This is a genomic window from Streptomyces sp. NPDC034043 (genome assembly GCF_055575675.1).
This window is the reverse complement of record NZ_JBVISF010000012.1, coordinates 82,354-108,383: the sequence shown is the minus strand read 5'-3', so window position 1 is coordinate 108,383 and position 26,030 is coordinate 82,354. Positions and strand designations below refer to the sequence as shown.

Below are 26,030 nucleotides of genomic sequence, written 5' to 3'. Positions count from 1 at the left end.
GCGCGTACGCCGGCCGGACCGCTGTGCGGCGGGTCAGACCGCCGAGAGCTGCTCCTCGTCCCGCGCCGGGGCGTCCACCCGGTCGCCGGAGCGCTCGCGCAGGGCGAGGGCCAGGCGGAGCACCGCGATCCACACCAGGCAGGAGCCCAGCATGTGCGCGGCGACCAGTACCTCGGGCAGCTGGGTGAAGAACTGGACGTAGCCGATCGCGCCCTGGGCGAGCAGGACGACCAGCAGGTCGCGGGCGCGCGCCCGGGTGTCGCGGGGGGCGTCCACCACCCGCAGCACCAGCCACATCGCGACGGCGAGCGCGCAGACCAGCCAGGCGGCGATCGCGTGCACGTGGGCGGTGGCCGCCCAGTCGAACGGCATCCGCTTGATCTCGCTCTTGTCACCGGCGTGCGGACCGGAGCCGGTCACGACCGTGCCCGCCGCGATCAGTACGAGGGTGGTGGCGATCAGCGCCCAGGCCAGCTTGCGCACGGGCCCGGGCACGCGCGGCCGGGGCGTGCCGTCGCCCTCGCGGGTGCGCTGCCAGGAGACGGTGGTGACCGCGATCAGGCCGGTGGCGAGCAGGAAGTGCCCGGCGACGCTGTACGGGTTGAGCCCGGTCAGGACGGTGATGCCGCCGAGGACCGCGTTGGCCATCACGAGGGCGAACTGGGTCCACCCGAGCTTCGTCAGCGAGTGCCGCCACGGCTTCGACGCGCGCGCCGCGAGGATGAACCAGCCGACGGCCGCGCTCAGCACGTACGTCAGCATCCGGTTGCCGAACTCGATGACCCCGTGGAAGCCCTGGGCCTGCGTGACGACCAGGCTGTCGTCGGTGCACTTGGGCCACGTGTCGCAGCCGAGACCGGATCCGGTCAGCCGCACCGCGCCGCCGGTGACGATGATGGCCACGCTCATCAGGAGCGCGGCGGACGCGGCCCGCCGGAGGGTCCGGGGTGACGGCGTCCAGCGGTCGGCGATGTATGCGAATGGGTTCAACACGGCGCCTATCGTATGCGGCGCCTTGTGCAAAGTTTCACGAGGGGGCCCCGGCGGGGGCGCCGGGTCCGACGGTCCGGCGGAACCGGGCCCCGGCCGGATCCCCCTCCTCGTGCCACCACACCAGCACCCGCCACAGGCCGCCCCCGCCGGGACGCGCCGGGGACCGCGCGAACCCCCGCACCAGCCCGTCCCCCACCTCCTCGGCGGTCAGCCCCCGCACCTGCGCCGACCCCCGCCACGGATCCGGCTGTACGGTCCACAGCCCGTCGGCGCCCCGCACCTCGACCCGCCACACCGCGAGCCACGGCGTCACCTCCAGCATCGTGGCGACCTGCTCGGCGTCCAGCCCCAGCCGGTCCGCGATCACCGCCTCGGGCACGCCCTGGATCCGGGCGGCCACCACCGCCTGCGGCAGCAGCCGCTCGGGCAGCAGCCCGTCGGCCCGGAGCCCCGCCAGCGCGTCCAGGTCCAGGAAGCGCAGCCGCAGCTCCAGCTGGCGGCCGACGTGGTCCAGGGCCTCCTCGGTCTCCCGCGCCACCTCGGGCCCCGGGTCCGCGAGGAGCAGCCGGCGGAACCCGGACTCGGCGTCCACCGCCCAGGCGACCGCCTGCGAAGCGGAGCCCAGCTCCGCGAGCCGGTCCGCGAGGAACACCTTGGCCTGCGCGAGCCCCCGCCGGTTGACCGGGTCCTCCTGGTCCAGGCCGGCCCAGACCTCGACGGCGGCCCGCGTCACGTCACGGGCGCGCTCGCCGGCGGCCCGCTCCATCGCGCCCGGGCCGCTCCCGGCGCCGCCGCCCAGCGGGTGCCGGGGCAGCCGGGCGCCGTCGCTCAGCGGCCAGGCCAGCCAGACCCCCTGGTTGATGAGCCCCCGGGCGTACCACCGGGCGTACTCCGGCGCGTGCGGCGCGGCCCGCCGCGCGTGGCCGAGCCCCTCCTCGACGGCGGCCAGCGCCCCGGCCCGGTCCCCGCCCCCGAACCGGCGTGCGGCGAGGTCGCCCAGGCGCAGCCCCAGCCGGGCGGCGCACTCGGGATCGGTCAGGGCGGGCCCGCGCAGCGCGCCGATCAGCTCCCGCAGCAGCCGCTCGCTCTCGGCGGGCCCGGCCGCCGCGGCCCCCGACCGGATCCGCGCCCATTCCCCGTCCAGCCGCAGAGCGGCCTCCCGCTGCGCCATGCCGCGCCCCCCGGCGTTCCGATGTGTGGAGGCTGGTCATCCTCCCGCCGGGGCAACGATCAGGAGCGGCGATTCACTCCCAGCGGAACAGCCTCGCCGCGGCCCCCAGGCCCAGTACCGCCCAGCCGCCCAGCACGGCCGCGTCGCCCCACGGCAGCGCGGCCCCGTGCTGGAGCACCTCCCGCAGCCCGTGCGACAGCGCCGAGATCGGCAGCAGGCCGAGCACGTCCTGCACGGCACCGGGGAACTTCTCCAGCGGCACGATCACCCCGCCGCCGACCAGCAGCAGCAGGAACACCAGGTTGGCCGCGGCCAGGGTCGCCTCGGCCCGGAGGGTGCCCGCCATCAGCAGCCCGAGCCCGGAGAAGGCCGCTGTACCGAGCAGGAGCAGCGCCGCGACCGACAGCGGGTTCCCCTGCGGGGACCAGCCCAGCGCGAGGGCGATCACCGTCAGCAGGACCACCTGGAGCACCTCGGTGACCAGTACCGACAGGGTCTTGGCGGCCATCAGCGCCCAGCGCGGCAGCGGGGAGGCCCCGAGCCGCTTGAGCACGCCGTAGCGGCGGTCGAAGCCGGTGGCGATGGCCTGGCCGGTGAAGGCGGTGGACATGACCGCGAGCGCGAGGACGCCCGGGGCGAGGAAGTCGACGGCCTCGCCCTCGCCGGTGTCGACGATGTCGACGGCCGAGAAGAGGGTCAGCAGCAGCGCCGGGATGATCACGGTGAGCAGCAGCTGCTCCCCGTTGCGCAGCAGCATCCGGGTCTCCAGCGCGGTCTGCGCCCAGATCATCCGGGACACGGGCGCGGCCCCCGGCCGGGGGGTGAACGTACCGGCGCTCATGCGCGCAGCTCCTTGCCCGTGAGCTCCAGAAAGACGTCTTCGAGGGTGTGCCGCTCCACGGAGAGGCTGTCGGGCATCACCCCGTGCTGGGCGCACCAGGAGGCGACGGTGGCCAGCAGCTGCGGGTCCACGTCGCCGGTGACCCGGTAGGCGCCGGGGGTGAGCTCGGCGGCCTGCGTGCCGTCGGGCAGGGCCTTCAGCAGGGAGGCGAGGTCGAGGGAGGGGCGGCCGGTGAAGCGCAGGGTGTTCTCGGCGCCGCCCCGGCACAGCCGCTCGGGGCTGCCGTGGGCGATGACCCGGCCGGCGTCGACGATGGCGACCTCGTCGCAGAGCTGCTCGGCCTCGTCCATGTGGTGGGTGGTGAGGACGACGGTGACCCCGTCGGCGCGCAGTTCGCGTACGAGGTCCCAGGTCGCGCGGCGGGCCTGCGGGTCGAGGCCGGCGGTGGGCTCGTCCAGGAACACCAGCTCGGGGCGGCCGACGACGGCCATGGCCAGGGCGAGCCGCTGCTGCTGGCCGCCGGAGAGCCGGCGGTAGGCGGTGCGGCCGCAGCCGCCGAGGCCGAGGCGTTCCACGAGGGCGTCGACGTCGAGGGGGTCGGCGTACAGCCTGGCCATGTGGCGCAGCATCTCGACGGCGCGGGCGCCGGAGTAGACCCCGCCGGACTGGAGCATCACACCGACGCGCGGGCGCAGCCGCTCGGCGTCGGCGACCGGGTCGAGCCCGAGGACTCGGACGGTACCGGCGTCGGGGCGGTGGTAGCCCTCGCAGGTCTCGACGGTGGTGGTCTTGCCCGCGCCGTTGGGGCCGAGGACCGCGGTGACGGAGCCGCGCGGGACGGTGAGGTCCAGGCCGTCCACCGCCGTTTTGGGGCCGTACCGCTTCACCAGTCCGCGGATCTCCACGGCGGGGTCGTTGCTCATGGTGACTGAGTCTACGGAGCCCGGGAAGGGGGCCTCGGCCCCGGGGTGGGAGGGCGCCGCACACGGAAGCCGTCTCGCGGAAGACGTTCTTTTCAGCCGTGTGGCCCCGGGCGGTCCGGCGGCTTTCGGTGACTTTCGCGGAAGCTGATGTTCAGCGCCTGTACGCGGGCCGTGGGCGGAGGTCCGCTGGTGGGAGGGGCTGCGGGGCCCACTGGAGGGGCTCGGAATGGAAACGGAATTCCATCGACCAATTAACTCTCCGTAGATAAATAAGGTAACCCTTAGTGATGGACGCCACCGGGCGCGGCCTCCGTCGCGGCTTGTCGGGGCTCGCTTAATTACGCAACAATGGCGTTGTGAAATACAGCGAACGGATGAGCGAGGCCCCCCAGGGGGAGCTCGCGACCGGGGAGCGGTCCACCCGCAACCGGGTCGCGCGTTCCATCCTGGACCACGGCCCCTCCACCGTCGCCGACCTCGCTCAGCGTCTCGGCCTCACCCAGGCCGCCGTCCGCCGCCACCTCGACACGCTCGTCGCCGACGACGTGGTCGCACCCCGGGAACAGCGCGTGTACGGAACGCGCACCCGGGGCCGGCCCGCCAAGGTCTTCGCGCTGACCGACTGCGGCCGCGACGCCTTCGACCAGTCCTACGACACCCTCGCCGCGGACGCCCTGCGCTGGATCGCGCAGTCCGTCGGCGGGGGCGAGAAGGGCGAGGCGGCCGTCGCCGCATTCGCGAGGGCGCGGATGGAGACGCAGGCACAGACCTACCGGGAAGCCGTGGAGGCGGCCGCCCCCGCGGCCCGCACCGAGGCCCTGGCCAAGGCGTTGACCGCGGACGGGTACGCTGCTACGGCGAAGAGCGCTCCCGGTCCGCACAGCGGTGAACAGCTCTGTCAGCACCACTGCCCGGTCGCACACGTCGCCGAGCAGTTCCCGCAGCTCTGCGAGGCGGAGACCGAGGTCTTCTCCCGCCTGCTCGGGACGCACGTGCAGCGCCTCGCCACGATCGCCCATGGCGACGGGGTGTGCACCACGTTCATTCCGCGAAGCGCCACACAGACCGACACATCAGCATCTGCAAGTACGGCCGGGAGGAACCCCGCATGACCACGGAGACTGCTCACCCTGAGCTCGATGGCCTGGGCACCTACGAATACGGCTGGGCCGACTCCGACGCGGCCGGTGCCGCTGCCAAGCGGGGTCTGTCCGAGGACGTCGTCCGCGACATCTCGGCGAAGAAGTCCGAGCCGGAGTGGATGCTGAACCTCCGGCTCAAGGGCCTCAAGCTCTTCGGCAAGAAGCCCATGCCCATGTGGGGTTCCGACCTCTCCGGCATCGACTTCGACAACATCAAGTACTTCGTGCGCTCCACCGAGAAGCAGGCCGCTTCCTGGGAGGACCTGCCCGAGGACATCAAGAACACGTACGACAAGCTCGGCATCCCGGAGGCGGAGAAGCAGCGCCTCGTCGCCGGTGTCGCGGCCCAGTACGAGTCCGAGGTCGTCTACCACCAGATCCGCGAGGACCTGGAGGAGCAGGGCGTCATCTTCCTCGACACGGACACCGCGCTCAAGGAGCACCCGGAGCTCTTCCAGGAGTACTTCGGCACGGTCATCCCGGTCGGCGACAACAAGTTCGCCTCGCTGAACACCGCCGTGTGGTCGGGCGGCTCCTTCATCTACGTCCCCAAGGGTGTCCACGTGGACATCCCGCTCCAGGCCTACTTCCGCATCAACACGGAGAACATGGGCCAGTTCGAGCGGACGCTGATCATCGTCGACGAGGACGCCTACGTCCACTACGTCGAGGGCTGCACCGCCCCGATCTACTCCTCGGACTCGCTGCACAGCGCCGTGGTCGAGATCATCGTGAAGAAGGGCGGCCGCTGCCGCTACACGACCATCCAGAACTGGTCGAACAACGTCTACAACCTGGTCACCAAGCGCGCCGTGGCGTACGAGGGCGCGACCATGGAGTGGATCGACGGCAACATCGGTTCCAAGGTCACCATGAAGTACCCGGCCGTCTACCTGATGGGCGAGCACGCCAAGGGCGAGACCCTGTCCATCGCCTTCGCGGGCGAGGGCCAGCACCAGGACGCCGGCTCCAAGATGGTCCACATGGCGCCGAACACCTCCTCCAACATCGTCTCCAAGTCGGTGGCGCGAGGCGGCGGCCGCACCTCCTACCGCGGTCTGGTCGAGATCGGCGAGGGCGCCGCGGGCTCCAAGTCCAACGTGCTGTGCGACGCGCTCCTGGTCGACACCATCTCCCGCTCGGACACCTACCCCTACGTCGACGTCCGCGAGGACGACGTGACGATGGGCCACGAGGCCACCGTCTCCAAGGTCTCCGACGACCAGCTCTTCTACCTGATGCAGCGCGGGCTCACCGAGTTCGAGGCCATGGCCATGATCGTGCGCGGCTTCGTGGAGCCGATCGCGAAGGAGCTGCCGATGGAGTACGCGCTGGAGCTGAACCGGCTCATCGAGCTGCAGATGGAGGGCTCGGTCGGCTAGTCCGACGGCGGCCGGCCCCCGCCGGCCGCCCCCGCCCCGCAGCACATTCGTTAGACGTACGTAGGAAGAGAGCAAGACGACAGCCATGGCTGAGGCTCAGAACATTCCGGCGGGCTCCACCACCGCCGGCGCGATCGCGGTGGCCGCAGAGTCCACCGTCGCCACCCGGATGAGCGCGCCCCCGTCCTTCGACGTGGCCGACTTCCCCGTTCCGCACGGCCGCGAGGAGGAGTGGCGGTTCACCCCGCTGGCCCGCCTCAAGGGTCTGCACGACGGCACCGCGGTCGCCAACGGCACCATGAAGGCCCAGATCGATGCCCCCGAGGGCGTGACGGTCGAGTCCGTGCAGCGCGGCGACGAGCGGATCGGCAAGGCCGGCGCCCCCGTCGACCGCGTCTCCGCGCAGGCCTTCTCCTCGTTCGCCAAGGCCACGGTCGTCACCGTGCCCAAGGAGACCGTGCTCGCCGAGCCCATCCGGGTCGCGCTCCACGGTGAGGGCGGCACGACCTTCGGGCACACCGTCTTCGACATCAAGCCCTTCGCCGAGGCGATCATCGTGATCGACCACACCGGCGACGGCGTGCGCGCCGCCAACGTCGACATCCTCGTCGGCGACGGCGCCAAGGTGACCTTCGTGTCCGTCCAGGACTGGGACGACACGGCCGTGCACACCTCGCAGCACAACGCCCTCATCGGCCGCGACGCCAGCTTCAAGTCCGTCGTCGTGACCTTCGGCGGCGACCTGGTCCGCCTGCACCCGCGCGTCAGCTACGCCGGCCCCGGCGGCGAGGCCGAGATGCTCGGCGTGTACTTCACGGACGCCGGCCAGCACCAGGAGCACCGCCTCCTGGTCACCCACGACGCCCCGCACTGCAAGTCGAACGTGGTCTACAAGGGCGCGCTCCAGGGCCAGGACGCCCACGCCGTCTGGATCGGTGACGTGCTCATCGAGAAGACCGCCGAGGGCACCGACACCTACGAGATGAACCGGAACCTCGTCCTGACGGACGGCGCCCGCGTCGACTCGGTGCCGAACCTGGAGATCGAGACGGGCGAGATCGTCGGCGCCGGCCACGCCTCCGCGACCGGCCGCTTCGACGACGAGCAGCTCTTCTACCTCCAGGCCCGCGGCATCCCGGCCGACGAGGCCCGCCGCCTGGTCGTGCGCGGCTTCTTCGCCGAGCTCGTCCAGCAGATCGGTGTCACGGACATCGAGGAGCGCCTGATCGCGAAGATCGAGGCCGAGCTGGCGGCGGCCGTCTGATGACGTACGTCAAGGCCTGTGCGCTGAGCGAGCTGGAGGAGAACACCCCCAAGCGGGTGGAACTCGACGGCACGCCGGTGTCCATCGTCTCCACCGAGGGGGAGGTGTTCGCGATCAACGACATCTGCTCGCACGCGAACGTCTCACTCTCGGAGGGTGAGGTCGAGGACTGCATGATCGAGTGCTGGCTGCACGGGTCGGCCTTCGACCTGCGCACCGGCAAGCCCTCCGGTCTGCCCGCGACGCGCCCCGTCCCCGTTTACCCCGTCAAGATCGAAGGGGACGACGTGCTCGTCTCCCTCGCCCAGGAGTCCTGAGGTACCCATGGCAACGCTTGAAATCCACGACCTGCACGTCTCCGTCGAGGCCGAGAACGGCGCCCGCGAGATCCTCAAGGGTGTCGACCTCACCGTCAAGCAGGGTGAGACGCACGCCATCATGGGCCCCAACGGCTCCGGCAAGTCCACCCTGGCGTACTCGCTCGCCGGTCACCCGAAGTACACCATCACCGGTGGCACCGTGACCCTCGACGGCGAGGACGTCCTGGAGATGTCCGTCGACGAGCGCGCCCGCGCCGGCGTCTTCCTCGCCATGCAGTACCCGGTCGAGGTCCCCGGCGTCTCGGTCTCCAACTTCCTGCGCACCTCCGCCACCGCCATCCGCGGCGAGGCCCCCAAGCTGCGCACCTGGGTGAAGGAGGTCAAGTCCGCGATGGAGCAGCTCCAGATGGACCCGGCCTTCGCCGAGCGCAACGTCAACGAGGGCTTCTCCGGCGGTGAGAAGAAGCGCCACGAGATCCTCCAGCTGGAGCTCCTCAAGCCGAAGATCGCGATCCTCGACGAGACCGACTCCGGTCTGGACGTCGACGCGCTGCGCCAGGTCTCCGAGGGCGTCAACCGCGTCCGCGCGACCGGTGAGGTCGGCACGCTGCTGATCACGCACTACACGCGGATCCTCCGCTACATCAAGCCCGACTTCGTCCACGTCTTCTCGGAAGGCCGCATCGTCGAGTCCGGCGGCGCCGAGCTCGCCGACAAGCTGGAGGCGGAAGGCTACGAGTCGTACAGCACGAAGGGTGGCGCGACCGCGTGACACAGCTGCCTGGCCTCCTCGACATCGAGGCGATCCGCAAGGACTTCCCCCTGCTGGATCGTGTGGTCCACGACGGGAAGAAGATCGTTTACCTGGACAACGCGGCGACTTCGCAGAAGCCGCGCCAGGTGCTCGACGCGCTGAACGAGTACTACGAGCAGCACAACGCCAACGTCCACCGCGGCGTGCACGTGCTCGCAGAGGAGGCCACGGCGCTGTACGAGGGCGCCCGCGACAAGGTCGCCGCCTTCATCAACGCGCCGAGCCGCGACGAGGTGATCTTCACCAAGAACGCCTCGGAGTCGCTCAACCTGGTCGCGAACATGCTCGGCTGGGCGGACGAGCCCTACCGGGTCGACAGCGACACCGAGATCGCCATCACGGAGATGGAGCACCACTCCAACATCGTGCCGTGGCAGCTGCTCGCGCAGCGCACCGGCGCCAAGCTGAAGTGGTTCGGCCTCACCGACGACGGCCGGCTCGACCTGTCCAACATCGAAGAGGTCATCACGGAGAAGACGAAGATCGTCTCCTTCACGCTGGTCTCCAACATCATGGGCACCGTCAACCCGGTCGAGGCGATCGTCCGGCGCGCCCAGGACGTGGGCGCCCTGGTCCTCATCGACGCCTCCCAGGCCGCTCCGCACATGCCGCTGGACGTGCAGGCGCTCGGCGCCGACTTCGTGGCCTTCACCGGCCACAAGATGTGCGGTCCGACCGGCATCGGCGTCCTCTGGGGCCGCCAGGAGCTCCTGGAGGACCTGCCCCCGTTCCTCGGTGGCGGCGAGATGATCGAGACCGTGTCGATGCACGCCTCGACGTACGCCCCGGCGCCCCACAAGTTCGAGGCCGGCACGCCCCCGATCGCCCAGGCCGTCGGCCTCGGCGCGGCCGTGGACTACCTGACCTCGATCGGCATGGAGAACATCGCCGCGCACGAGCACGCGATCACCGAGTACGCGGTCAAGCGCCTCCTGGAGGTGCCCGACCTGCGGATCATCGGCCCGACCACGGCCGAGGACCGCGGCGCCGCGATCTCGTTCACGCTCGGTGACATCCACCCGCACGACGTGGGCCAGGTGCTGGACGAGCAGGGCATCGCGGTCCGCGTGGGACACCACTGCGCGCGTCCCGTCTGCCTGCGGTACGGAATTCCCGCGACCACGCGAGCGTCTTTCTACCTGTACTCCTCTCCCGCCGAGGTCGACGCGCTGATCGACGGGCTGGAGCACGTACGGAACTTCTTCGGCTGACGAAGGCGACGAGGACGAGGCTGTGAAGCTGGATTCGATGTACCAGGAACTGATCCTGGACCACTACAAGCACCCGCACGGGCGCGGCCTTCGCGAAGGCGACGCCGAAGTGCACCACGTCAACCCGACGTGCGGCGACGAGATCACGCTGCGCGTGAAATACGACGGGCAGACGCTCACCGACGTCTCCTACGAGGGTCAGGGCTGCTCCATCAGCCAGGCCAGCGCGTCCGTGCTCAACGAGCTGCTGGTCGGCAAGGAGCTCTCCGAGGCGCAGAAGATCCAGGGCGTGTTCCTGGAGCTCATGCAGTCCAAGGGCAAGCTGGAGCCGGACGAGGAGATGGAGGAGGTGCTGGAGGACGCGGTCGCGTTCGCCGGTGTCTCCAAGTATCCGGCGCGCGTGAAGTGTGCTCTGCTGAGCTGGATGGCGTGGAAGGACGCGACCGCCCAGGTGCTGGGCGACGCGGAGAGGAAGACGGCATGACCGAGAACGCGACGCCCGAGGCGTCGATCAAGCCGGCCACCGAGGAGGAGGTCCGCGAGGCCCTCTACGACGTGGTCGACCCCGAGCTGGGCATCGACGTCGTCAACCTGGGCCTGATCTACGGCATCCACATCGACGACGCGAACATCGCCACCCTCGACATGACCCTGACGTCGGCGGCCTGCCCGCTGACGGACGTCATCGAGGACCAGGCGAAGTCGGCGACGGAGGGCATCGTCAACGAGCTCCGCATCAACTGGGTCTGGATGCCCCCGTGGGGCCCGGACAAGATCACGGACGATGGCCGTGAGCAGCTGCGCGCGCTCGGCTTCAACGTCTGAGAACCGCTGAGCGGACGCGTACGCGTACGCGTGAGGGCCCCCGGCACGGTCGTGCCGGGGGCCCTCCCCGTTCCCGGGGTGGTACGGGCACCGTCGTCGCCCCGGCGCCCTTGTCGGCGTAGCCCACCCAGTGGTTACGGTTGGTGCCGGAGGGCGGCCTCGCCTCGCCGGTGACCGGGCCGATCGACAGGTCCTCCTGCGCGGTCTGGGGCTTGGACCGGTCCGGCGCCCGTACGGCGCCCCGGTGCACCGGGGCGCGGCCGGAAGGGTCAGGCGGTGCCGCGGACCGCTTCCAGGGCCGCCGTCACGCTCGCGCCGATGTCCGTGATCGGGTAGATCACCTCGCGCACCGTGCGGTCCCGGTCCACGACCAGCGTCAGCCGCTTGATGCGGCTCACCCCGGCCGCGCGGAACGTCGGCAGCCGCAGCGCCGTCACCAGGTCCAGTCCGGCGTCCGACAGGAGCGGGAAGCGCAGCCGCTCCTGTTCGGCGAACTCCCGCTGCTCGTCCGGCCGCTGCGTGGAGACTCCGTGGACGGTGGCGCCGGCGGAGGTGAACTCCGCGAGCTGGTCGCGGAACGTGCACGATTCGAGCGTGCAGCCCTTCGCGCCCGGGATCCCGGCCCAGCCGGGCGGGTAGGACTCGGCCCGGGCGTACGCGCCGGGGAAGCAGTACAGGACGGTGAACGGGGTGTCCGCCACCGGGTCGCGGAGCTCGCCGAACCGGTCCGGCAGCAGCAGCTCCGGCAGCCGGGTGCCGCGCAGCGCGTGGACGCGTACGGCCTCCTTCGAGGCCTCCTCGGTCGTCGCCGTCATCTCTCCCTCTCCCAGGACCCAGGTGTCGCCCCAGTCCTGGAGGGCCACCAGGACCGGCAGCAGCCCCCGCCCGCGCGGGGTCAGCCGGTACTCGTGCCGCACCGGGCGCTCCTGGTACGGCTCGCGCGTCAGCACCCCGGCCTCGACCAGCAGCTTCAGCCGCTCGGCGAGCACCTTGCGGGAGACGCCGAGCTCGCGCTGGAGCTCGTCGAAGCGGTACAGGCCGCGCGCGGTGTCGCGCACGATCAGCAGCGTCCACCAGTCGCCCACGACGTCCAGGGCCTGGGCGATGGAGCAGTCCGCATCGCCGAGGTGCGTGCGCTGGGCCATGGGAACTCCTTTGTCCGTTGACCCAAGGCTGTCATGGTGACATAGTCCGTTCCCAAAAGGAACTTACTACGAGGGTGCGGGGGAACGGTGTGCTGCAGGGGTTCAAGGACATACCGAGGGTCGTGCGGCTGCTGGCTGCGGGGGTCTTCGTCAACGCCGTCGTCAGCTGCACCTTCGTCTTCGTCTTCCTCTACCTGACCGGTCCGCGCGGCCTCGGCGCCGTGCAGGCCGGCGTGGTCACCGGCATCGGCGGCATCGGCCTCGTCGCGGGCAACTTCACCGGCGGCTGGTACGGCGACCGCTTCGGCCACCGCCGGGTGCTGCTCACCGCCTCCGCCCTCGGCGGCCTCACCCTCACGGTCCTCCCGGCGCTGCCGACGGCGCTGCTGTACGCGGCCCTGCCGCTGGCCCAGTACGCCTCCGGCACGGTGCGGGCGGCGAACTCCGCGCTGGTGGCCGTCGCCGTCCCCGGGGGAGCGCGCCGCCAGGCCTTCGCCCTGGTGCGGAGCGCGGCCAACGGCGGCTTCACCCTCGGCGCGCCGCTCGGCGCCCTGGTCGCGGCCGGGCTCTCGTACGACTGGCTCTTCCTCGGCGAAGGCCTCGGCACCCTGCTGCTGGCCCTCTGGACGGCCCGCGTCGTCCCCGCGCGCGGAGCCTCCCGCACGCCCGCCGCGGCCCCGGACGGGGGTCTGGGCCGCGGCGGGGTGTGGGCGGAGCTGCGGGCGCGGCCCGCGGTCCTGGTGCTGCTCGGCGCGATCCTCGTCGCGGACGTGGTCTACCGCCAGCACTACTACACCTTCCCGGTGTTCCTCGCCGACCACGGCCTCGACGCCCGCGCCTTCGGGCTGGTCATCGCCCTCAACGGGGCCGTCGTCCTGCTGCTGGAGCTGCCCGCCGCCGTCGCCCTGCGGTCCCGCCCGCCGCTGGCGGTCGTCGGGGCGGGGCTGGTGCTGGTCGGCGCGGGGTACGCGGCACTGCTGCTGGGCGCGGGGGTGGCGACCGGCGTCGCCATGATGGTGCTGCTGAGCGTCGGCGAGATCCTCTACAAGAGCACCGCCACCGCGTACGTCGCCGACCAGGCGCCCGCGCACGCCGTCGGACGGTTCCAGAGCCTGTACGCCGGGGTCTCCGTCAGCGGGGTCGTCCTCGGCCCGCCGGCCGGCGGCGCCCTCTACACGGCGGCGCCCTGGCTGCTGTGGCCGCTGTGCGCGGCGCTGGCGGCGGGGGCCGGGGCGGTGCTGCTCCGGCTGTCGGTACGGCAGCGGCGCCCGGCCGCCGGGCCCCCCGGGGAGGGCGCGCAGCCGCACGCCGCGCGCCCGGCACCTGAGACCGGTTCGCGACCGCGGCCCGTCGCCGGTTAGGTTTCGGGCATGACTGCTACGCGTACCACCGGCGCCGTCGCCGCCGGACTTGCCACCATCGCCGCCGACGGCACCGTCCTCGACACCTGGTTCCCCGCCCCCGAGCTGGCCGCCGAACCCGGCCCGGCCGGCACCGAGCGCCTCACCGCCGAGCAGGCCGTGGAGCTCCTCGGCGCGGCCGCGGCCAAGGCCATCCGCTCGGACGCGGTCCGCGGGGTCGAGGTCGTAGCCGTCCGCACCGTCATCGCCTCCCTGGAGGACAAGCCGCTGGACGCGCACGACGCGTACCTGCGCCTGCACCTGCTGAGCCACCGCCTGGTCAAGCCGCACGGCCAGAACCTGGACGGGGTCTTCGGCCTGCTCGCCAACGTCGCCTGGACCTCCCTGGGCCCGGTCGCCGTCGACCAGGTCGAGACCGTCCGCCTGAACGCGCGCGCCGAGGGCCTGCACCTCCAGGTCACCTCGATCGACAAGTTCCCCCGCATGACCGACTACGTCGCCCCCAAGGGCGTGCGCATCGCCGACGCGGACCGCGTCCGCCTCGGCGCGCACCTCGCCGAGGGCACCACCGTCATGCACGAGGGCTTCGTCAACTTCAACGCCGGCACCCTGGGCACCTCCATGGTCGAGGGCCGCATCTCGGCGGGCGTCGTGGTCGGCGACGGCTCCGACATCGGCGGCGGCGCGTCCACCATGGGCACCCTCTCGGGCGGCGGCAAGCAGATCATCTCGATCGGCGAGCGCACCCTGGTCGGCGCCGAGGCGGGCATCGGCATCGCGCTGGGCGACGAGTGCGTCGTCGAGGCCGGCCTCTACGTCACCGCGGGCACCCGCGTGACCCTGCCGGACGGTCAGATCGTCAAGGCCCTGGAGCTCTCCGGCGCCGACAACATCCTCTTCCGCCGCAACTCGGTCACCGGCGCCGTCGAGGCCCGCCCGTACAAGGCGAACTGGGGCGGCCTCAACGAGGTCCTGCACAGCCACAACTGACGCCCGGCCGGCCGCGCCCGCCGTCCGTCACCACCGAGTGCCCTCCCGCCGGACGCGGGAGGGCACTCGCCGTTGGTCCGGCGGGCCGCCCCCGGCCGGGCTGCGGTCGGCGCCGCGTGCACATGCCGGAACGCCCCTCGCGCCAAAGGGGCGAGGGGCGTTCCGGAAGGCTTCGGGCGGGGCCCGTCAGCTCGGGGCGATCGTGCGGATCAGGCCCGCGAAGGCCTGCTCCTCCGCCTCGGTCAGCTGCACCGACTCCATCGGGTGCGTGTCCGCGCGGCGCTGGGCCGGGATCACCGGCAGGCCCTCGTGGACGGCCGGCTCGGGCTGGTGGAAGCGGCTGTCCCACAGCATGTGGCCGAGACCGAAGACCCAGACGAGGGCGGCCACGGCGAGGACGGCGAGGCCGATCTCCTGGACGAGCGAGATGGAGGGGAACACGAGCGGTCCTCCCGGAGTGCGGGGGTACAAGGAGGGCAAGTTCGGGCGTGGGGACACTCAACACCACAACCGGAAGATTTTGGCCCCGGTGTGTCCAGCGTCACGCCAGGGCCGAAAGCCCCGACTCCCCTGCGCGCGAAGCCGCGGCGGGCCACCGCCCCGCCGGTCCGCGCGGATCCGTACCGCCTCCACCAGGGCCCGGCCGCCGGGAGGACGGCCGGGCCCCTGGGGTGCGGGTTACGGGCGGAAGCGCAGCACCTGCGGGTCGTGGTCGCTGTTCTGCGCGGCGAACTCGGCGTTGATGTGCACGCTGTCGTAGCTGAAGTTCTTGATCGACGGGCTGGTCAGGATCTGGTCCAGCACCTGCGCGTTGCCCTGGAAGACGTAGGAGTAGCGTTCCGTCTTCGGCAGCGACTTGATCGCCGAGTAGAGCGCGCCGCCGTCCTCCAGCGCCTGCGTCGTCGCGGAGAACTCGAAGTCGTTGATGTCGCCGAGCGCGAGCACGGACGCGTTCTTGTCGACGGCCAGGAGCTGCTTCACGAAGCCGTTCACCGCCTGCGCCTGCAGGAGCCGCTTCTCCTCCGACTTCCGCACCGGCGGCTGGTGGTGCGAGGTCAGGGCCTCGTCGCCGCCCTTGGAGCCGAAGTGGTTGGCGATCACGAAGACCGTGCGGCCGCGGAAGACGAACTCACCCGCCAGCGGCTTGCGGCTGTCGGCCCACGCCGGGTTCGCCGGGTCGATCCGGCCGGGGGAGTGGGTCAGGGCGGCCTTGCCCTTCTCCGTCGTCACACCGGTCGCCGTCGCCGCGTCGCACGCGGCGCGGTCGGTGAAGGAGACGCGCGCCGGGTTGAACAGGAACACCTGGCGGATGTTGCCGCCGGGCTCGCCGCCGTCCTTGTTGTTCTCCGGGGCGACGGAGCGCCACTGGTACGCCGGGCCGCCCGCCGCCTTGATCGCGTCGGTGAACTTCGTCAGCGTCTGCTCGGCGGAGACGGTGCCGTCGTTCTTCGCGCCGTTGTCGTCCTGGATCTCCTCCAGGGTCACGATGTCGGGCGAGGCCAGGTTGGTCACGACCGCCTTGGCGAGGTTGTCGAACTTCTCCTGCGGGTCGGTCGGGTCGAGGTTCTCCACGTTGTACGTGGCCACCGCGAGCTCGCCGGGCGACTGGGGCTTGGTCTTCTCGGGGGCCAGGGTGCCGGCCTTCACCGTGCCGAGGGTGCGCGCCACCAGCGTGTAGCCGCCGAACTGGTTGAAGTCGAGGGGGCCCTCGGTGGTGCCGGTCAGCCGGTCGCCGACGTTGGCCACCGGGAAGGGCTGCTGCGCGAGCGGCGCGAGCTGCTGGATCTGGAGGCGGCCGGTGTTCTGGGACTCGTACGAGCCGTAGACGGTCCCGCCGCGCTTGGCGGCGTTCTCCCAGCCCTTCACCGTCACCCACAGCTCGGCGTGCGGGGACGTGGCGCCGACCACGCGCGAGGTGCCGATGCGGACGTTCATGCCCTCGAGGGACTCGTAGTGGTCCAGGGCGTAACGGGACGGCTCCAGGGTCAGGCCGTTGACACTGCCGCCGGCGGCCGGGTCGCCGGCCGGGGCGTACTCCGCGGGGACGGTGTACTCGGTGATCGCGGTGGCGGCGGGCAGCGCGTTGCCCGAGGAGACGACCGTCACCGCGGGCTTGCTGATCTGGGTGACGGACTGGTTGCCGGAGTTCGCGCCGCCGGGGACGTACTCGCCGACCGTGCCGGAGACCTTGACGGCGTCGCCGACGGAGACGGTCGGGGCGGAGCCGGTGAAGACGAAGACGCCCTCACTGGTCGCCGGGTTGTCGTCGGCGTCCGGGTCCTGGATCCAGAAGCCGCGCGAGCCGTAGGTGCGCACGCCCGTGACGATGCCCTCGACGTCGGCGACCTGCTTGCCGTTGAAGGGGGAGATCCGGGTCGTGCCCTGGATGTCGTGGATGCGTATCGGATCGGCGGACACGGCGCCTTCGGCCGCGTCGGCCGTGCCCACGAGCAGGCCGGTGGCCAGGGCGGTGGCCACGAGGGCGGCGACGGCGGCGGAACGGGGATGCGAGGAGCGCATGGGCGGGAACTCCGGTGTGTGGAGGAGGGGGGTGCGGGCTCTTGACGGCCCATGTACATCTACGCGCGTCAATTTCCTGGGTGACCACGGACGTTGTCAAGGCCTCCAGGGGATACGGAGGCTGACTGTGGGATGAACCAAAGGCCATGGCCGCCGGGCCTGCCCCGATTGCGTCTACGCTGGGTCGCCGCAACGGGCCTGACGGCCCGTCCGCGTGTGTTTTCGGCCACACGTCCGAATGGCATCCCGCCAGGCGGACGCCGCCACCCCGTCCGTCCCACCGCTCGCCCACCGTTCAGCCGCCCCACCGCCCCGCGCGTCCCGTCCGAGGAGAACCACCCCATGTCCGCAGAGCCGCACCCCACGCTGCCGCCGGTACGGCTGCACTCCGATGCGGAGCTGGCCCGCGACGCCCTCGTCGCCCCGCTGTTCGCCCGCGCCGTCCGCCTCGCCCGCTGGGCCGGACCCGACACCCGTGTGGACGTCGGCGGCGAACTCGCCCCCGACCAGCTGCCCGAGGCCGCCGAGGTGCTCGGCCTCGACGCTGCCGACGAGGACTCCCCCGTGCACGCGAGCCAGGCCTGGCGGGTGGCCGTCGACACCGGCCTCGTCGACGTGACCGAGCCGGAGGAGGACAGCGGCGACGGAGCCGAGGCGGGCGAGCCCGAATACGGCACCGCGACCCCCGGCGAGGACCTCGCCCTGCTGGCCGGCGGGGCGCCCGGCGACGTGCTCGACCTGTGGCTGGCCGCCCTGGACACCGTCCTCGCGGACGCGGCCGTACCCGACCTGGACGACCTCGTCGACGCCCTCGACGCGGGCGGCGAGATCGACTTCGACCGCCTCGACTGGAACCCCCAGCGCGAAGCGGACTTCCTCGACGGAGTGCTCGCCAACCTCTACCTGCTCACCGTCACCGAAGGCGGGGCGGGCGACGGCCCGGTGCCGCTGCCGGTGCTCGCCGCGTCGATGATCGTGCCGGACGAGATGGGCGACCCGACCGACGCCGTGCTGGAACAGGTGTCGGACGCGATGATGCGCCTCGACGACCAGTTCCGGCAGCTGGAGCCCATCGGGCTCGTCGAGTACCGCCCCGTGGACGAGGCGCTGCTGGCCGAGGCGGACGAGCTCGGGGACACCGCCGCCGCGGGGCCGGGGGAGGAGGACGACGAGGACGTGTCCCGGTACGGGATGGTACGGCTGACCCCGCTCGGCCTGTACGGCGTCCGCGCCCGGATGCTCGAAGCCGGGGTCGAGGCCCCCGCCGTCGGCGAGCTGGCCGACAAGGGCGCCGACGCGCTGCTCGACGCCGTCTCCTTCTACCCGGAGGAGGCCGCCCAAGCCGAGATCGAGCAGTGGCTGGCCGGGCGCGAACTGCCGGACGCCGTCGCCGAACTGCTGGCCGCCGCCCGCGGTGACGACGAGGGCGCCCCGCTGCGCCGGCTGCGCTGCCAGCAGGCGCTCGCCCCGGCCGGGCCGGAGGCCGAGCCGGCGGTCCGCGCCGTCCTGGACGACCGGGAGCTGGGCGGGCTCGCCCGGGTCTGGCTCGCCGAGCACGGGGTGACCGGCGTACCGGCGCCGGACGGGGAGATGGTGTTCTGGCTGACGGTGGACACGATCGCGGCGCAGCTCGCCGCGGACGGGGAGACCGAGGAGCTGCCGCTGCTGATGCGGAGCCTGACGGAGCACCACACCGGCTTCTTCGAGCAGGCGTGGCGGGTGGAGCACCCCGCCACCGCGTACGTCCTGGAGGCGATGGGACGGCTGCACCCGGACAAGAAGGCCGCGAAGGAGGCGCGCAAGGCCGCGTTCAAGGCCCGCTCCCGGCAGCCCTGACCCGGCGGGGCTGTGGTGGGGGCGGGCGGCCGGACGGGGGATCCGGCGCGCGTCGCGCCGTGGGACCGGGCGGGCCGGGGTGTCCGCCGGGGTCCGCCGGTGGTGGACAACAGGCCGAATCCGGGGCCGGAGCTCGCCATTCCGCCGACCGGCAAGGGCTCGGTCCGCATTCGCGGGTAGTTCAGCCGCCGTTCACGTACGGGCGGGAGCGTGTGCGCCTGCGACCGTACGTCAGGCGCACCACCTCCCCACCCCTGGAGACCCGATGCCCCTCAGCCGCAGAGACTTCACCGCCCGCACCGCACTCGCCGGTGCGGGCGTCGCGCTCACCGGGACGGTCGGCGCCCTCGCCACCGCCCCCGGGGCCCTGGCCGCCGACGACCCCCGCACCGACGGGACCGACACCCCCGACGCACACGGCGGCCCGCACGCCCCCGGTTACGGACCGCTCGTCGCGGACCCCGACGGACTGCTGGCCCTGCCCGCCGGTTTCGGCTACCGCGTGATCACCCGCACCGGCGTCACCACCCTCGACTCCGGCGAGAGCACCCCGTCCCACCACGACGGGACCGCCGCCTTCGAAGGGCACCGCGGAGTCACCCTGCTCGTCAACAACCACGAACTGAAGGGACCGCGCAGCCGCTGGGCGCACCCCGTACCGCTCGCCGAGGGCCTCGTCTACGACCCGGCCGCGTCCGGCGGCTGCACCGTCGTGGAGGTCCGGCGCGGCGGTGAGGTCGCCGAATGGGTGGGCATCGCCGGTACGTCGACCAACTGCGCCGGCGGCGCCACCCCCTGGGGCACCTGGCTGACCTGCGAGGAGACCGAGGACCTGGCCGGGAAGAACGGCATGACCAAGGATCACGGCTACGTCTTCGAGGTCGACCCGCACGACCGCCGGGCCAACCGCGACCCGCGGCCCGTCAAGGCGTTCGGCCGGTACGCGCACGAGGCCGTCGTCATCGACCCGCGCCAGGGCCACGCCTACCTGACCGAGGACGCCTCGGGCCCCAACGGGCTCCTCTACCGCTGGACCCCGCCGCACGGCTTCCGGCACGGGCGCGGCAGGCTGCGTACCCTCGCCGACGACGCCGGAGTGCTCGCGGCCGCCAAGTGCTTCGACAGCCACGGCCGGTTCGTGGACGACCTCTCGCGCGCCACGAAGACGGGCACCGTGTACGGGGTGGACTGGGTGGAGGTCACCGACCGCGACGCGCGCGGCCTTCCGGTGCGCAAGCAGTTCGCGGCCGGCGCCGTCACCAGGGGGCGCAAGCTGGAGGGGATGTGGTGGGCCGACGGGGGTGCCTACTTCGTCTCCTCCTACGCGCGGGAGGAGAGCCCGGGCGCCGCGCACGACGGCCAGGTGTGGTTCTACGACCCCAAGCGGCGCACGGTCCGCCTCGTCGTCCTGATCGGCGTCAACCGGGACCCGTCCGCCGAGGGGGGCCACGACGGCCCCGACAACGTCACCGTGTCGCCGTACGGGGGTCTGGTCATCGCCGAGGACGGCGAGGGCCGCCAACACCTGCTCGGCGCCACGGAGTCGGGCCGCGTCTACCCGCTGGCGCGCAACGAGCTCAACATCGGGACGGCCGAGGAGCCGGAGTACTCGGAATTCGCCGGGGTCTGCTTCTCCCCGGACGGGCGCACCCTGTACGCCTGCATCCAGGACCCGGGCGTCATGGTGGCCATCACCGGCCCCTGGCGGCGCTCCCCGCGCTGACGCGGACGCCTGGCGGCCGCGCCCCGGCCGAAGTGGCGCTCCCGTAAGGGCAGGACGGCGTCCCGGGGCACCCCTGTGCCCCGGGAACGCTTCACCGGACGGTGGCCATCTCCTCGGCGCGCGAGGCCGCTGCCCACTCCTCGAGCAGGAACTCGTACGCCTCCGAGGGCCACTCACCGTCCCAGGTCTCGACCAGGTGCCGTATCGCCTCGTTCGCCTCGGCGGCGGACGGACGCGCGGGACCCGCGGGCCGGAGTGTGTTCTGCATGGTTCCAAGGCTACGGGCGGGCACTGACAGCCACCTCCGGATTACGCGTGGCATCCATCACCCGGATCGCCGCCGCCCGGCTCACCGGTGCCGGCATATGCCCGCCCACCTGCTCAGAGTGCCTGCGAGGCGGGCTTGACCATGCCGCGCACTGTGCGGGACTTCACAAACTCGCCCATGGCCGTCATCTCCCATTCGCCGGAGAACTGCTTGATGAGCTTGGCCATCATGACCCCGGTCTGCGGCTCGGCCGTGGTCAGGTCGAAGCGGACCAGCTCCTCCCCGCTCGCCGCGTCCATCAGCCGGCAGTAGGCCTTGGCGACCTCGGTGAACTTCTGGCCGGAGAAGGAGTTCACCGTGAAGACCAGCCCGGTGGCGTCGGCGGGCAGCCGGCCGAGGTCCACGACGATGACCTCGTCGTCCCCGGCGCCCTCACCCGTGAGGTTGTCCCCGGAGTGCTTGATGGCGCCGTTCAGGATCGACAGCTTGCCGAAGTAGCAGCTGTCGATGTGGTTGCGCTGCGGGCCGTAGGCGATGACGGACGCGTCGAGGTCGATGTCGCGGCCGCGGAAGGCCGGCTCCCAGCCCAGCCCCATCTTCACCTGGGACAGCAGCGGGCGGCCGCCCTTGACCAGCGAGACGGTCTGGTTCTTCTGGAGGCTGACCCGGCCCTTGTCGAGGTTGATCTTCCCGGCGCCCAGGGGCGCGGGCGCGGCGGGGGGCGCCGCCGGCACCGGCGGGGCGGCCGGGGTCACGGGCGCGGCCGGGGTCACGGGGGCGGGGGCGGCCGGGGCGGCGGCCGCGGGCGGGGCCGGCTCCTCCTCCACGGACACCCCGAAGTCGGTGGCGATGCCCGCGAGGCCGTTGGCGTACCCCTGGCCGACCGCGCGCACCTTCCAGACACCGCCGCGCTGGTAGATCTCGACGACCACGAGGGCGGTCTCCGACCCCAGCCGCGGCGGGGTGAACGTGGCGATCACCGCACCGCCGGCCGCGTCCCGCACGGTGGCGGTGGGCTCGACGCCCTGGAACGTCTGCCCGGCCGCGTCGGGACTGGCGGTGACCACGATCCGCTCGATGCCGGGCGGCAGCGCGCCGGTGTCCACGGTGATCGAGTCAGGCGCCGAACCGCCGCCGGACCGGTACTCGACACCGGGCCCGGACGGCTGGTTGTAGAAGATGAAATCGGCGTCGGAGCGCACCTTGCCGTCGGCCGTGAGCAGCAGCCCCGACACGTCGAGACGCACCGGGGCAGCCACGTCCACCGTCACACGGGCGGTGTCGAGCGGCAGGTTGGAACCAGGGGTCATAGCGGTCATGCCCGGAGAACGACCGGAGGCCCTTTGCCGTTCCCTTACCCTCGGCCCGGATTTCAGCGCCGGTTGCGGGGGTGGTTCCGGGCGGTGCGCTCGTTGCCGAACTTGTAGGCGCCGGTCCAGCGGGCCATCACCAGCTGCGCGTCGCCGGACTCGACCTCGGCCAGGAACCTGTCGGCCCGGGCGCCCCGAAGGGTGCCCGCGGCGCGGCCCCGGTGCGTGATGCGGACGGTGCGGTCGCCGTGCACCTCGTACGTGAACCCCTGCGGCTTTGGCATGGAGCGCAGCCTGCCCCGCCGGGAGCGGGGCGGCAACGCAATTACCCGGCGCCGGTCACGCGGCGCGGCACGCCCAGCGGGTTGGCCTCGCGCAGCTCGGGCGGAAGCAGCGCGTCCGGCACCGACTGGTAGGCCACGGGGCGCAGCCACCGCTCGATCGCGGTGCCGCCGACGGAGGTGGAGTGCGAGGTGGCCGCCGGGTACGGGCCGCCGTGGTGCTGGGCCGGGGCCACCGCGACGCCGGTCGGCCAGCCGTTCACCACGATCCGCCCCGCCAGCCCCGTGACCTGCGCGATCAGCGCGGCGGCCGGCCCGGGTGCGCCCTCGGTCTCGGCGTGCGAGAGCTGGAGGGTGGCGCTGAGGTTCCCGCCGAGCCGGCCCAGCACTCCGGCGGCCTCCCGCGGATCGGCGTACCGGACGACGACGGTCACCGGGCCGAAGCACTCCTCCAGCAGCACCTCGTGGGCGCCGTCCGCCAGCAGGGCGGCCGCGGGCACGCTCAGGAAACCGGCGCCGACGGCGTGCTCGCCGTGCGGGCCCGGGGTGACGGGCGCGGTGACACCGGGGAGGGCGGCCCGCTCCCGGACGCCGGCGAGGAAGCCGTCCCGCATCCGGTGGTCGAGCAGGACCCCGGGGCCGGTCTCGGCGAGGGACTTGGCGAGCGCGCCGGTGAGCCGGTCGCCGTCGGGGCCGTCGGGGACCAGGACCAGGCCGGGCTTGACGCAGAACTGGCCGACGCCCAGGGCGACCGAGCCCGCGAGTCCGGCACCGATCTCCTCGGCGCGCTCGGCGGCGGCCGCCGGGGTGACCACGACGGGGTTGAGGGAGCCGAGCTCGCCGTGGAAGGGGATCGGCACCGGCCGCGCGGCGGCCGCGTCGAACAGTGCCCGCCCGCCGCGGAGGGAACCGGTGAACCCGGCGGCGGCCACCAGCGGGTGGCGGACCAGCTCCAGCCCGGCGTCGAAGCCGTGGACCAGGGCGACCAGTTCCGCCGGCAGCCCGCACGCCACCGCCGCCCGGCGCAGCAGCGAGGCGCACAGCTCCGAGGTGGCCGGATGGTCGGGGTGGGCCTTGACCACCACCGGGCAGCCCGCGGCCAGCGCGCTCGCGGTGTCCCCGCCGGGCACGGAGAAGGCCAGCGGGAAGTTGGAGGCGGCGTACACGGCGACGACGCCGAGCGGCACCTTGTAGCGGCGCAGCTCGGGGCGCGGCGGGCTGAGGGTGGGGTCGGCGCGGTCGATCCGGACGTCGAGGTAGGAGCCCTCCTCGACGGCGTCGGCGAAGGCGCGCAGCTGGCCGGTGGTGCGCGCCAGTTCGCCGCTGAGGCGGCCGGGGCCCAGCGCCGTCTCCGCGTCGGCCGTCTCCACCACGAGCGGGCCGGCCTCGTCGAGCAGCCCGGCGGCCGTGCGCAGGAAGCGGGCCCGGACGGCGGCGTCGGCCAGGGAGCCGCGGGCGGCGTGGGCCGCGCGTACGGCCCGGTCCACGTCCTCGGGTGTGGCTTCCACCGCAACCGGTTCGCGCTGCTTCCCGGTGCGGGGGTCCACACTCCAGATTGGTGTCGCTGCCATGGCCCGCTACCTCCTGGACCGTTCAGTATTCTGAACGGCGTTCCGGTGGATGAATGATCACTTCTGTTGCGGACTCTATTTCCGCGCCCACCGGGTGACAAGAGGCGATCAGAGCCGACCAGAGGGGAAGAGGCGTATGACGACAGCCGAGACGGCCGGGCCGGCCGAGCCGGGGGTGCCCGCGACGGCGGCGCCGGTGAAGTCGGCGGTGCGCACGGTCATGCTCCTGGAGCACTTCGCGGCACGGCCCGGCCTCCACAGCCTCGCCGACATCCAGAACGACCTCTCGCTGCCCAAGTCGAGCCTCTACATGCTGCTGCGCACGCTGGTGAACCTGGGCTGGGTGGAGACCGACGCCACCGGTACGCGGTACGGCATCGGCGTACGGGCCCTGCTGGTCGGGAGCTCGTACATCGACGGGGACGAGGTGGTGGCGGCGGCCCGGCCCACCCTGGACCGGCTCTCCGACGACACCACCGAGACCATCCACCTGGCGCGGCTGGACGGGACGAGCGTGGTCTACCTGGCCACCCGGCAGTCCCAGCACTACCTGCGGCCCTTCACCCGGGTGGGGCGGCGGCTGCCCGTCCATTCGACCGCGCTCGGCAAGGCCCTGCTGGCCACGCACACCGACGCCGAGGTGCGCGCGCTGCTGCCGAAGCGGCTGGAGGCGGTCACGGAGCACACCATCACCGACCGGGAGCAGCTGGTGGAGGAGCTGGCGCTGGTGCGGGAGCAGGGGTACGCGGTGGACCGGGAGGAGAACACGCTGGGCCTGCGGTGCTTCGGCGTGGCCATCCCCTACCGGACGCCGGCGCGTGACGCGGTGAGCTGTTCGGTGCCGGTGGCGCGGCTGACGGACGGGCACGAACGGGTCATCAAGGCGGCCCTGTTCGAGGCGCGGGACCGGCTGTCGGTCGTGACGCGGCGCATGTGAGGAGCCGCGCCGGACACCGCCTCCCCCGTGCGGGGGAGACGGTTCACCTTCGTGGGGGAGGTGGCGGGGGGCGGGTACGGGCGACCGTGGGGACATGACCACAGGAGCAGTCCACGCGGAGCAGCCGACCGGCCCCATCGACCTCATCGACCCCATCCACGCCACCGACGCCTCGAACCCGGCGGCCGCGAGGAACGCGACCACGGCGATGGCCGCGGGGAACGCGACCACCGCGACGGGCACGACGACCGGGCGGACCGGGCGGACCGGGCGGCGGATCCTGCGGGCCGTGGCGCTGGCCGCCACCCTGCCGTACCTGACGCTCAAGACGGCCTGGCTGAGCGGGAGCGACATCGGCATACCGGCGGGCAGCGTACTGCTCAAGGGCGGCCTGCAGGTCACCGTGGGCAACGCGGTGACGCTGGCCATGGACGCGACCCTCATCGTGCTCGTGCTGGCGCTCACCATGCCCTGGGGCAGACGGTTGCCGGGATGGCTGCTGGCCGTTCCGGCGTACGTCGCCTCCGGGCTGCTCACCCCGATAGCCCTGGGGTTCCCGGCCCAAGTCCTCGTCAAGGCCCTGGGCATGGGGGCCGGGGAAGCCGTGGAGGCGGCCCGGGAACCCTTCCTCGACCCCTGGGTGTTCACCGTCGTCTACAGCGGTTTCATCCTCCAGGGGATCGCCCTCGCCGGTCTCTTCGTCTCCTATGCGCGGGAGCGCTGGGGCGACGGCCGGCAGGGCGCGCCGGAGCGGCGGCTCCCGTCTCCCACGGGGGTGGTGGCGGGAACCGCCGCGCTGGCGGGCGGCGCGGTGGGCGCGGCGTTCCTCTACTGGGCCTTCGGCGGGAGCGCCGGGCTGCCCGCCCAGCGGGTGGCCCTCTACTCGGCGGAGACCGGCGTGGTGTCGGCGGCGCACGCGGTGTGCGCGCTCGCCGCGGCGTTGGGGGCGGTGCTGCTGGCCCGGGGCGGGCGCCCGGCGCGGTGGCCGCTGGCCCTCACCTGGATCGGCTCGGCGGCGACGCTGAGCTGGGGGGCGTGGCTGCTGAGCGCCGCTCTCGGGGTGGACTTCGGGACCGGCGAACAGGCCACCGCCGTCACGTACCTGACCTACGCTGGCCAGATGATCACCGGGCTGCTCGCCGCAGCGGTCCTCGTCCGCCACCTCCCCTCCCGCCGAGCGCGCTGAGGCGGTGCGGGCGGCC

At 72.7% G+C, this 26,030-nt stretch carries 25 protein-coding genes; 14 read left to right on the top strand and 11 right to left on the bottom strand.

Annotation, left to right across the window (positions count from 1 at the left end; genetic code table 11):
• Positions 1–33: 33 nt before the first annotated feature.
• From ACZ51S_RS26120 to ACZ51S_RS26105, 4 genes are all read right to left on the bottom strand, one after another.
• Positions 34–1,023 carry a COX15/CtaA family protein gene (locus tag ACZ51S_RS26120; RefSeq protein ID WP_468803170.1) on the bottom strand — a complete coding sequence of 330 codons (990 nt, stop codon included), beginning with the start codon at positions 1,021–1,023 and terminating at the stop codon, positions 34–36.
• Between the two features lie 4 nt (positions 1,024–1,027).
• Positions 1,028–2,164 (bottom strand): hypothetical protein, encoded by a 1,137-nt coding sequence (locus tag ACZ51S_RS26115; protein WP_468962109.1) that lies wholly within the window; start codon positions 2,162–2,164, stop codon positions 1,028–1,030.
• Positions 2,165–2,237: 73 nt separating this feature from the next.
• Positions 2,238–3,005 (bottom strand): ABC transporter permease, encoded by a 768-nt coding sequence (locus tag ACZ51S_RS26110; protein WP_468478718.1) that lies wholly within the window; start codon positions 3,003–3,005, stop codon positions 2,238–2,240.
• Complete coding sequence (locus ACZ51S_RS26105; RefSeq protein ID WP_388945545.1) at positions 3,002–3,928, bottom strand: ABC transporter ATP-binding protein; 927 nt, start codon at positions 3,926–3,928, stop codon at positions 3,002–3,004. The genes ACZ51S_RS26110 and ACZ51S_RS26105 overlap by 4 nt, the downstream gene beginning before the upstream one ends.
• Positions 3,929–4,302: 374 nt before the next feature.
• On the opposite strand from ACZ51S_RS26105, the gene ACZ51S_RS26100 reads away from it, so the two are divergent.
• The 8 genes from ACZ51S_RS26100 to ACZ51S_RS26065 all read left to right on the top strand — a co-directional run bounded on the left by ACZ51S_RS26100 (position 4,303) and on the right by ACZ51S_RS26065 (position 10,886).
• A complete protein-coding gene (locus ACZ51S_RS26100; RefSeq protein ID WP_388945542.1) occupies positions 4,303–5,040 on the top strand; it encodes a helix-turn-helix transcriptional regulator in 738 nt (245 codons plus the stop codon).
• Entirely contained in the window at positions 5,037–6,452 is a 1,416-nt protein-coding gene (gene sufB / locus ACZ51S_RS26095; RefSeq protein ID WP_030846245.1) for a Fe-S cluster assembly protein SufB, read from the top strand. Before ACZ51S_RS26100 ends, sufB begins: the two co-directional genes overlap by 4 nt.
• A gap of 85 nt (positions 6,453–6,537) precedes the next feature.
• Positions 6,538–7,716 carry a Fe-S cluster assembly protein SufD gene (sufD, locus tag ACZ51S_RS26090; protein ID WP_468478717.1) on the top strand — a complete coding sequence of 393 codons (1,179 nt, stop codon included), beginning with the start codon at positions 6,538–6,540 and terminating at the stop codon, positions 7,714–7,716.
• Positions 7,716–8,033 (top strand): bifunctional 3-phenylpropionate/cinnamic acid dioxygenase ferredoxin subunit, encoded by a 318-nt coding sequence (locus ACZ51S_RS26085; RefSeq protein ID WP_427716286.1) that lies wholly within the window; start codon positions 7,716–7,718, stop codon positions 8,031–8,033. The genes sufD and ACZ51S_RS26085 overlap by 1 nt, the downstream gene beginning before the upstream one ends.
• A 7-nt stretch (positions 8,034–8,040) precedes the next feature.
• On the top strand, positions 8,041–8,808 hold the full coding sequence (gene sufC / locus ACZ51S_RS26080) for a Fe-S cluster assembly ATPase SufC (protein WP_007263436.1): 768 nt from the start codon (positions 8,041–8,043) through the stop codon (positions 8,806–8,808).
• Positions 8,805–10,061: a cysteine desulfurase gene (locus ACZ51S_RS26075; RefSeq protein ID WP_388945530.1), complete on the top strand. Its 1,257-nt coding sequence runs from the start codon at positions 8,805–8,807 to the stop codon at positions 10,059–10,061. The genes sufC and ACZ51S_RS26075 overlap by 4 nt, the downstream gene beginning before the upstream one ends.
• 22 nt (positions 10,062–10,083) lie before the next feature.
• Positions 10,084–10,545 carry a Fe-S cluster assembly sulfur transfer protein SufU gene (sufU, locus tag ACZ51S_RS26070; protein ID WP_388945526.1) on the top strand — a complete coding sequence of 154 codons (462 nt, stop codon included), beginning with the start codon at positions 10,084–10,086 and terminating at the stop codon, positions 10,543–10,545.
• Positions 10,542–10,886, top strand: a complete 345-nt coding sequence (locus tag ACZ51S_RS26065) for a metal-sulfur cluster assembly factor (RefSeq protein ID WP_007263433.1) — start codon at positions 10,542–10,544, stop codon at positions 10,884–10,886. Before sufU ends, ACZ51S_RS26065 begins: the two co-directional genes overlap by 4 nt.
• Before the next feature lie 269 nt (positions 10,887–11,155).
• On the opposite strand, the gene ACZ51S_RS26060 is transcribed toward ACZ51S_RS26065, so the two are convergent.
• Complete coding sequence (locus tag ACZ51S_RS26060; RefSeq protein WP_468478716.1) at positions 11,156–12,031, bottom strand: winged helix-turn-helix transcriptional regulator; 876 nt, start codon at positions 12,029–12,031, stop codon at positions 11,156–11,158.
• Between the two features lie 74 nt (positions 12,032–12,105).
• Between ACZ51S_RS26060 and ACZ51S_RS26055 the strand changes: the two genes are divergently transcribed.
• Positions 12,106–13,392 carry an MFS transporter gene (locus ACZ51S_RS26055; protein ID WP_468478715.1) on the top strand — a complete coding sequence of 429 codons (1,287 nt, stop codon included), beginning with the start codon at positions 12,106–12,108 and terminating at the stop codon, positions 13,390–13,392.
• 9 nt (positions 13,393–13,401) lie between these two features.
• Complete coding sequence (gene dapD, locus ACZ51S_RS26050; RefSeq protein WP_388945519.1) at positions 13,402–14,382, top strand: 2,3,4,5-tetrahydropyridine-2,6-dicarboxylate N-succinyltransferase; 981 nt, start codon at positions 13,402–13,404, stop codon at positions 14,380–14,382.
• Positions 14,383–14,568: 186 nt separating this feature from the next.
• Here dapD and ACZ51S_RS26045 read toward each other — a convergent pair whose 3' ends face one another.
• Complete coding sequence (locus ACZ51S_RS26045) at positions 14,569–14,823, bottom strand: hypothetical protein (protein WP_388945515.1); 255 nt, start codon at positions 14,821–14,823, stop codon at positions 14,569–14,571.
• A gap of 237 nt (positions 14,824–15,060) precedes the next feature.
• Positions 15,061–16,902, bottom strand: coding sequence for an endonuclease/exonuclease/phosphatase family protein (locus tag ACZ51S_RS26040; RefSeq protein ID WP_468962106.1), 1,842 nt, complete (start codon positions 16,900–16,902; stop codon positions 15,061–15,063).
• A gap of 342 nt (positions 16,903–17,244) precedes the next feature.
• Between ACZ51S_RS26040 and ACZ51S_RS26035 the strand changes: the two genes are divergently transcribed.
• Positions 17,245–18,738 (top strand): hypothetical protein, encoded by a 1,494-nt coding sequence (locus tag ACZ51S_RS26035; RefSeq protein ID WP_468478713.1) that lies wholly within the window; start codon positions 17,245–17,247, stop codon positions 18,736–18,738.
• A 265-nt stretch (positions 18,739–19,003) separates the two neighbouring features.
• The gene (locus ACZ51S_RS26030) at positions 19,004–20,461 is read left to right on the top strand and encodes an alkaline phosphatase PhoX (RefSeq protein ID WP_468962104.1); all 1,458 of its coding nucleotides are present in this window, start codon (positions 19,004–19,006) and stop codon (positions 20,459–20,461) included.
• 91 nt (positions 20,462–20,552) lie between these two features.
• Here the strand turns inward: ACZ51S_RS26030 and ACZ51S_RS26025 are convergent, their stop codons facing one another.
• The 4 genes from ACZ51S_RS26025 to ACZ51S_RS26010 all read right to left on the bottom strand — a co-directional run bounded on the left by ACZ51S_RS26025 (position 20,553) and on the right by ACZ51S_RS26010 (position 23,891).
• Positions 20,553–20,729 (bottom strand): hypothetical protein, encoded by a 177-nt coding sequence (locus tag ACZ51S_RS26025; RefSeq protein WP_467888425.1) that lies wholly within the window; start codon positions 20,727–20,729, stop codon positions 20,553–20,555.
• Positions 20,730–20,842: 113 nt separating this feature from the next.
• A complete protein-coding gene (locus ACZ51S_RS26020) occupies positions 20,843–22,048 on the bottom strand; it encodes a TerD family protein (RefSeq protein WP_468478711.1) in 1,206 nt (401 codons plus the stop codon).
• A 53-nt stretch (positions 22,049–22,101) separates the two neighbouring features.
• A complete protein-coding gene (locus ACZ51S_RS26015; RefSeq protein WP_388945499.1) occupies positions 22,102–22,323 on the bottom strand; it encodes a hypothetical protein in 222 nt (73 codons plus the stop codon).
• 41 nt (positions 22,324–22,364) lie between these two features.
• Positions 22,365–23,891, bottom strand: a complete 1,527-nt coding sequence (locus tag ACZ51S_RS26010; RefSeq protein WP_468962102.1) for an aldehyde dehydrogenase (NADP(+)) — start codon at positions 23,889–23,891, stop codon at positions 22,365–22,367.
• 136 nt (positions 23,892–24,027) lie between these two features.
• Here ACZ51S_RS26010 and ACZ51S_RS26005 point away from each other — a divergent pair, with 136 nt between their 5' ends.
• Together ACZ51S_RS26005 and ACZ51S_RS26000 are read left to right on the top strand one after the other, a co-directional pair.
• The gene (locus ACZ51S_RS26005) at positions 24,028–24,828 is read left to right on the top strand and encodes an IclR family transcriptional regulator (protein ID WP_468478709.1); all 801 of its coding nucleotides are present in this window, start codon (positions 24,028–24,030) and stop codon (positions 24,826–24,828) included.
• Positions 24,829–24,922: 94 nt separating this feature from the next.
• On the top strand, positions 24,923–26,014 hold the full coding sequence (locus tag ACZ51S_RS26000) for a hypothetical protein (RefSeq protein ID WP_468478708.1): 1,092 nt from the start codon (positions 24,923–24,925) through the stop codon (positions 26,012–26,014).
• Positions 26,015–26,030: the final 16 nt, after the last annotated feature.

What these genes read in the sequence shown, in the direction of transcription:
- ACZ51S_RS26115 (WP_468962109.1), bottom strand. Translation starts at nt 2,164, where the DNA reads ATGGCGCAGCGGGAGGCCGCTCTGCGGCTGGACGGGGAATGGGCGCGG.
- ACZ51S_RS26110 (WP_468478718.1), bottom strand. Translation starts at nt 3,005, where the DNA reads ATGAGCGCCGGTACGTTCACCCCCCGGCCGGGGGCCGCGCCCGTGTCC.
- ACZ51S_RS26105 (WP_388945545.1), bottom strand. Translation starts at nt 3,928, where the DNA reads ATGAGCAACGACCCCGCCGTGGAGATCCGCGGACTGGTGAAGCGGTAC.
- ACZ51S_RS26100 (WP_388945542.1), top strand. Translation starts at nt 4,303, where the DNA reads ATGAGCGAGGCCCCCCAGGGGGAGCTCGCGACCGGGGAGCGGTCCACC.
- sufB (WP_030846245.1), top strand. Translation starts at nt 5,037, where the DNA reads ATGACCACGGAGACTGCTCACCCTGAGCTCGATGGCCTGGGCACCTAC.
- sufD (WP_468478717.1), top strand. Translation starts at nt 6,538, where the DNA reads ATGGCTGAGGCTCAGAACATTCCGGCGGGCTCCACCACCGCCGGCGCG.
- ACZ51S_RS26085 (WP_427716286.1), top strand. Translation starts at nt 7,716, where the DNA reads ATGACGTACGTCAAGGCCTGTGCGCTGAGCGAGCTGGAGGAGAACACC.
- sufC (WP_007263436.1), top strand. Translation starts at nt 8,041, where the DNA reads ATGGCAACGCTTGAAATCCACGACCTGCACGTCTCCGTCGAGGCCGAG.
- ACZ51S_RS26065 (WP_007263433.1), top strand. Translation starts at nt 10,542, where the DNA reads ATGACCGAGAACGCGACGCCCGAGGCGTCGATCAAGCCGGCCACCGAG.
- ACZ51S_RS26060 (WP_468478716.1), bottom strand. Translation starts at nt 12,031, where the DNA reads ATGGCCCAGCGCACGCACCTCGGCGATGCGGACTGCTCCATCGCCCAG.
- dapD (WP_388945519.1), top strand. Translation starts at nt 13,402, where the DNA reads ATGACTGCTACGCGTACCACCGGCGCCGTCGCCGCCGGACTTGCCACC.
- ACZ51S_RS26040 (WP_468962106.1), bottom strand. Translation starts at nt 16,902, where the DNA reads ATGCGCTCCTCGCATCCCCGTTCCGCCGCCGTCGCCGCCCTCGTGGCC.
- ACZ51S_RS26035 (WP_468478713.1), top strand. Translation starts at nt 17,245, where the DNA reads ATGTCCGCAGAGCCGCACCCCACGCTGCCGCCGGTACGGCTGCACTCC.
- ACZ51S_RS26030 (WP_468962104.1), top strand. Translation starts at nt 19,004, where the DNA reads ATGCCCCTCAGCCGCAGAGACTTCACCGCCCGCACCGCACTCGCCGGT.
- ACZ51S_RS26025 (WP_467888425.1), bottom strand. Translation starts at nt 20,729, where the DNA reads ATGCAGAACACACTCCGGCCCGCGGGTCCCGCGCGTCCGTCCGCCGCC.
- ACZ51S_RS26020 (WP_468478711.1), bottom strand. Translation starts at nt 22,048, where the DNA reads ATGACCGCTATGACCCCTGGTTCCAACCTGCCGCTCGACACCGCCCGT.
- ACZ51S_RS26015 (WP_388945499.1), bottom strand. Translation starts at nt 22,323, where the DNA reads ATGCCAAAGCCGCAGGGGTTCACGTACGAGGTGCACGGCGACCGCACC.
- ACZ51S_RS26010 (WP_468962102.1), bottom strand. Translation starts at nt 23,891, where the DNA reads ATGGCAGCGACACCAATCTGGAGTGTGGACCCCCGCACCGGGAAGCAG.
- ACZ51S_RS26005 (WP_468478709.1), top strand. Translation starts at nt 24,028, where the DNA reads ATGACGACAGCCGAGACGGCCGGGCCGGCCGAGCCGGGGGTGCCCGCG.
- ACZ51S_RS26000 (WP_468478708.1), top strand. Translation starts at nt 24,923, where the DNA reads ATGACCACAGGAGCAGTCCACGCGGAGCAGCCGACCGGCCCCATCGAC.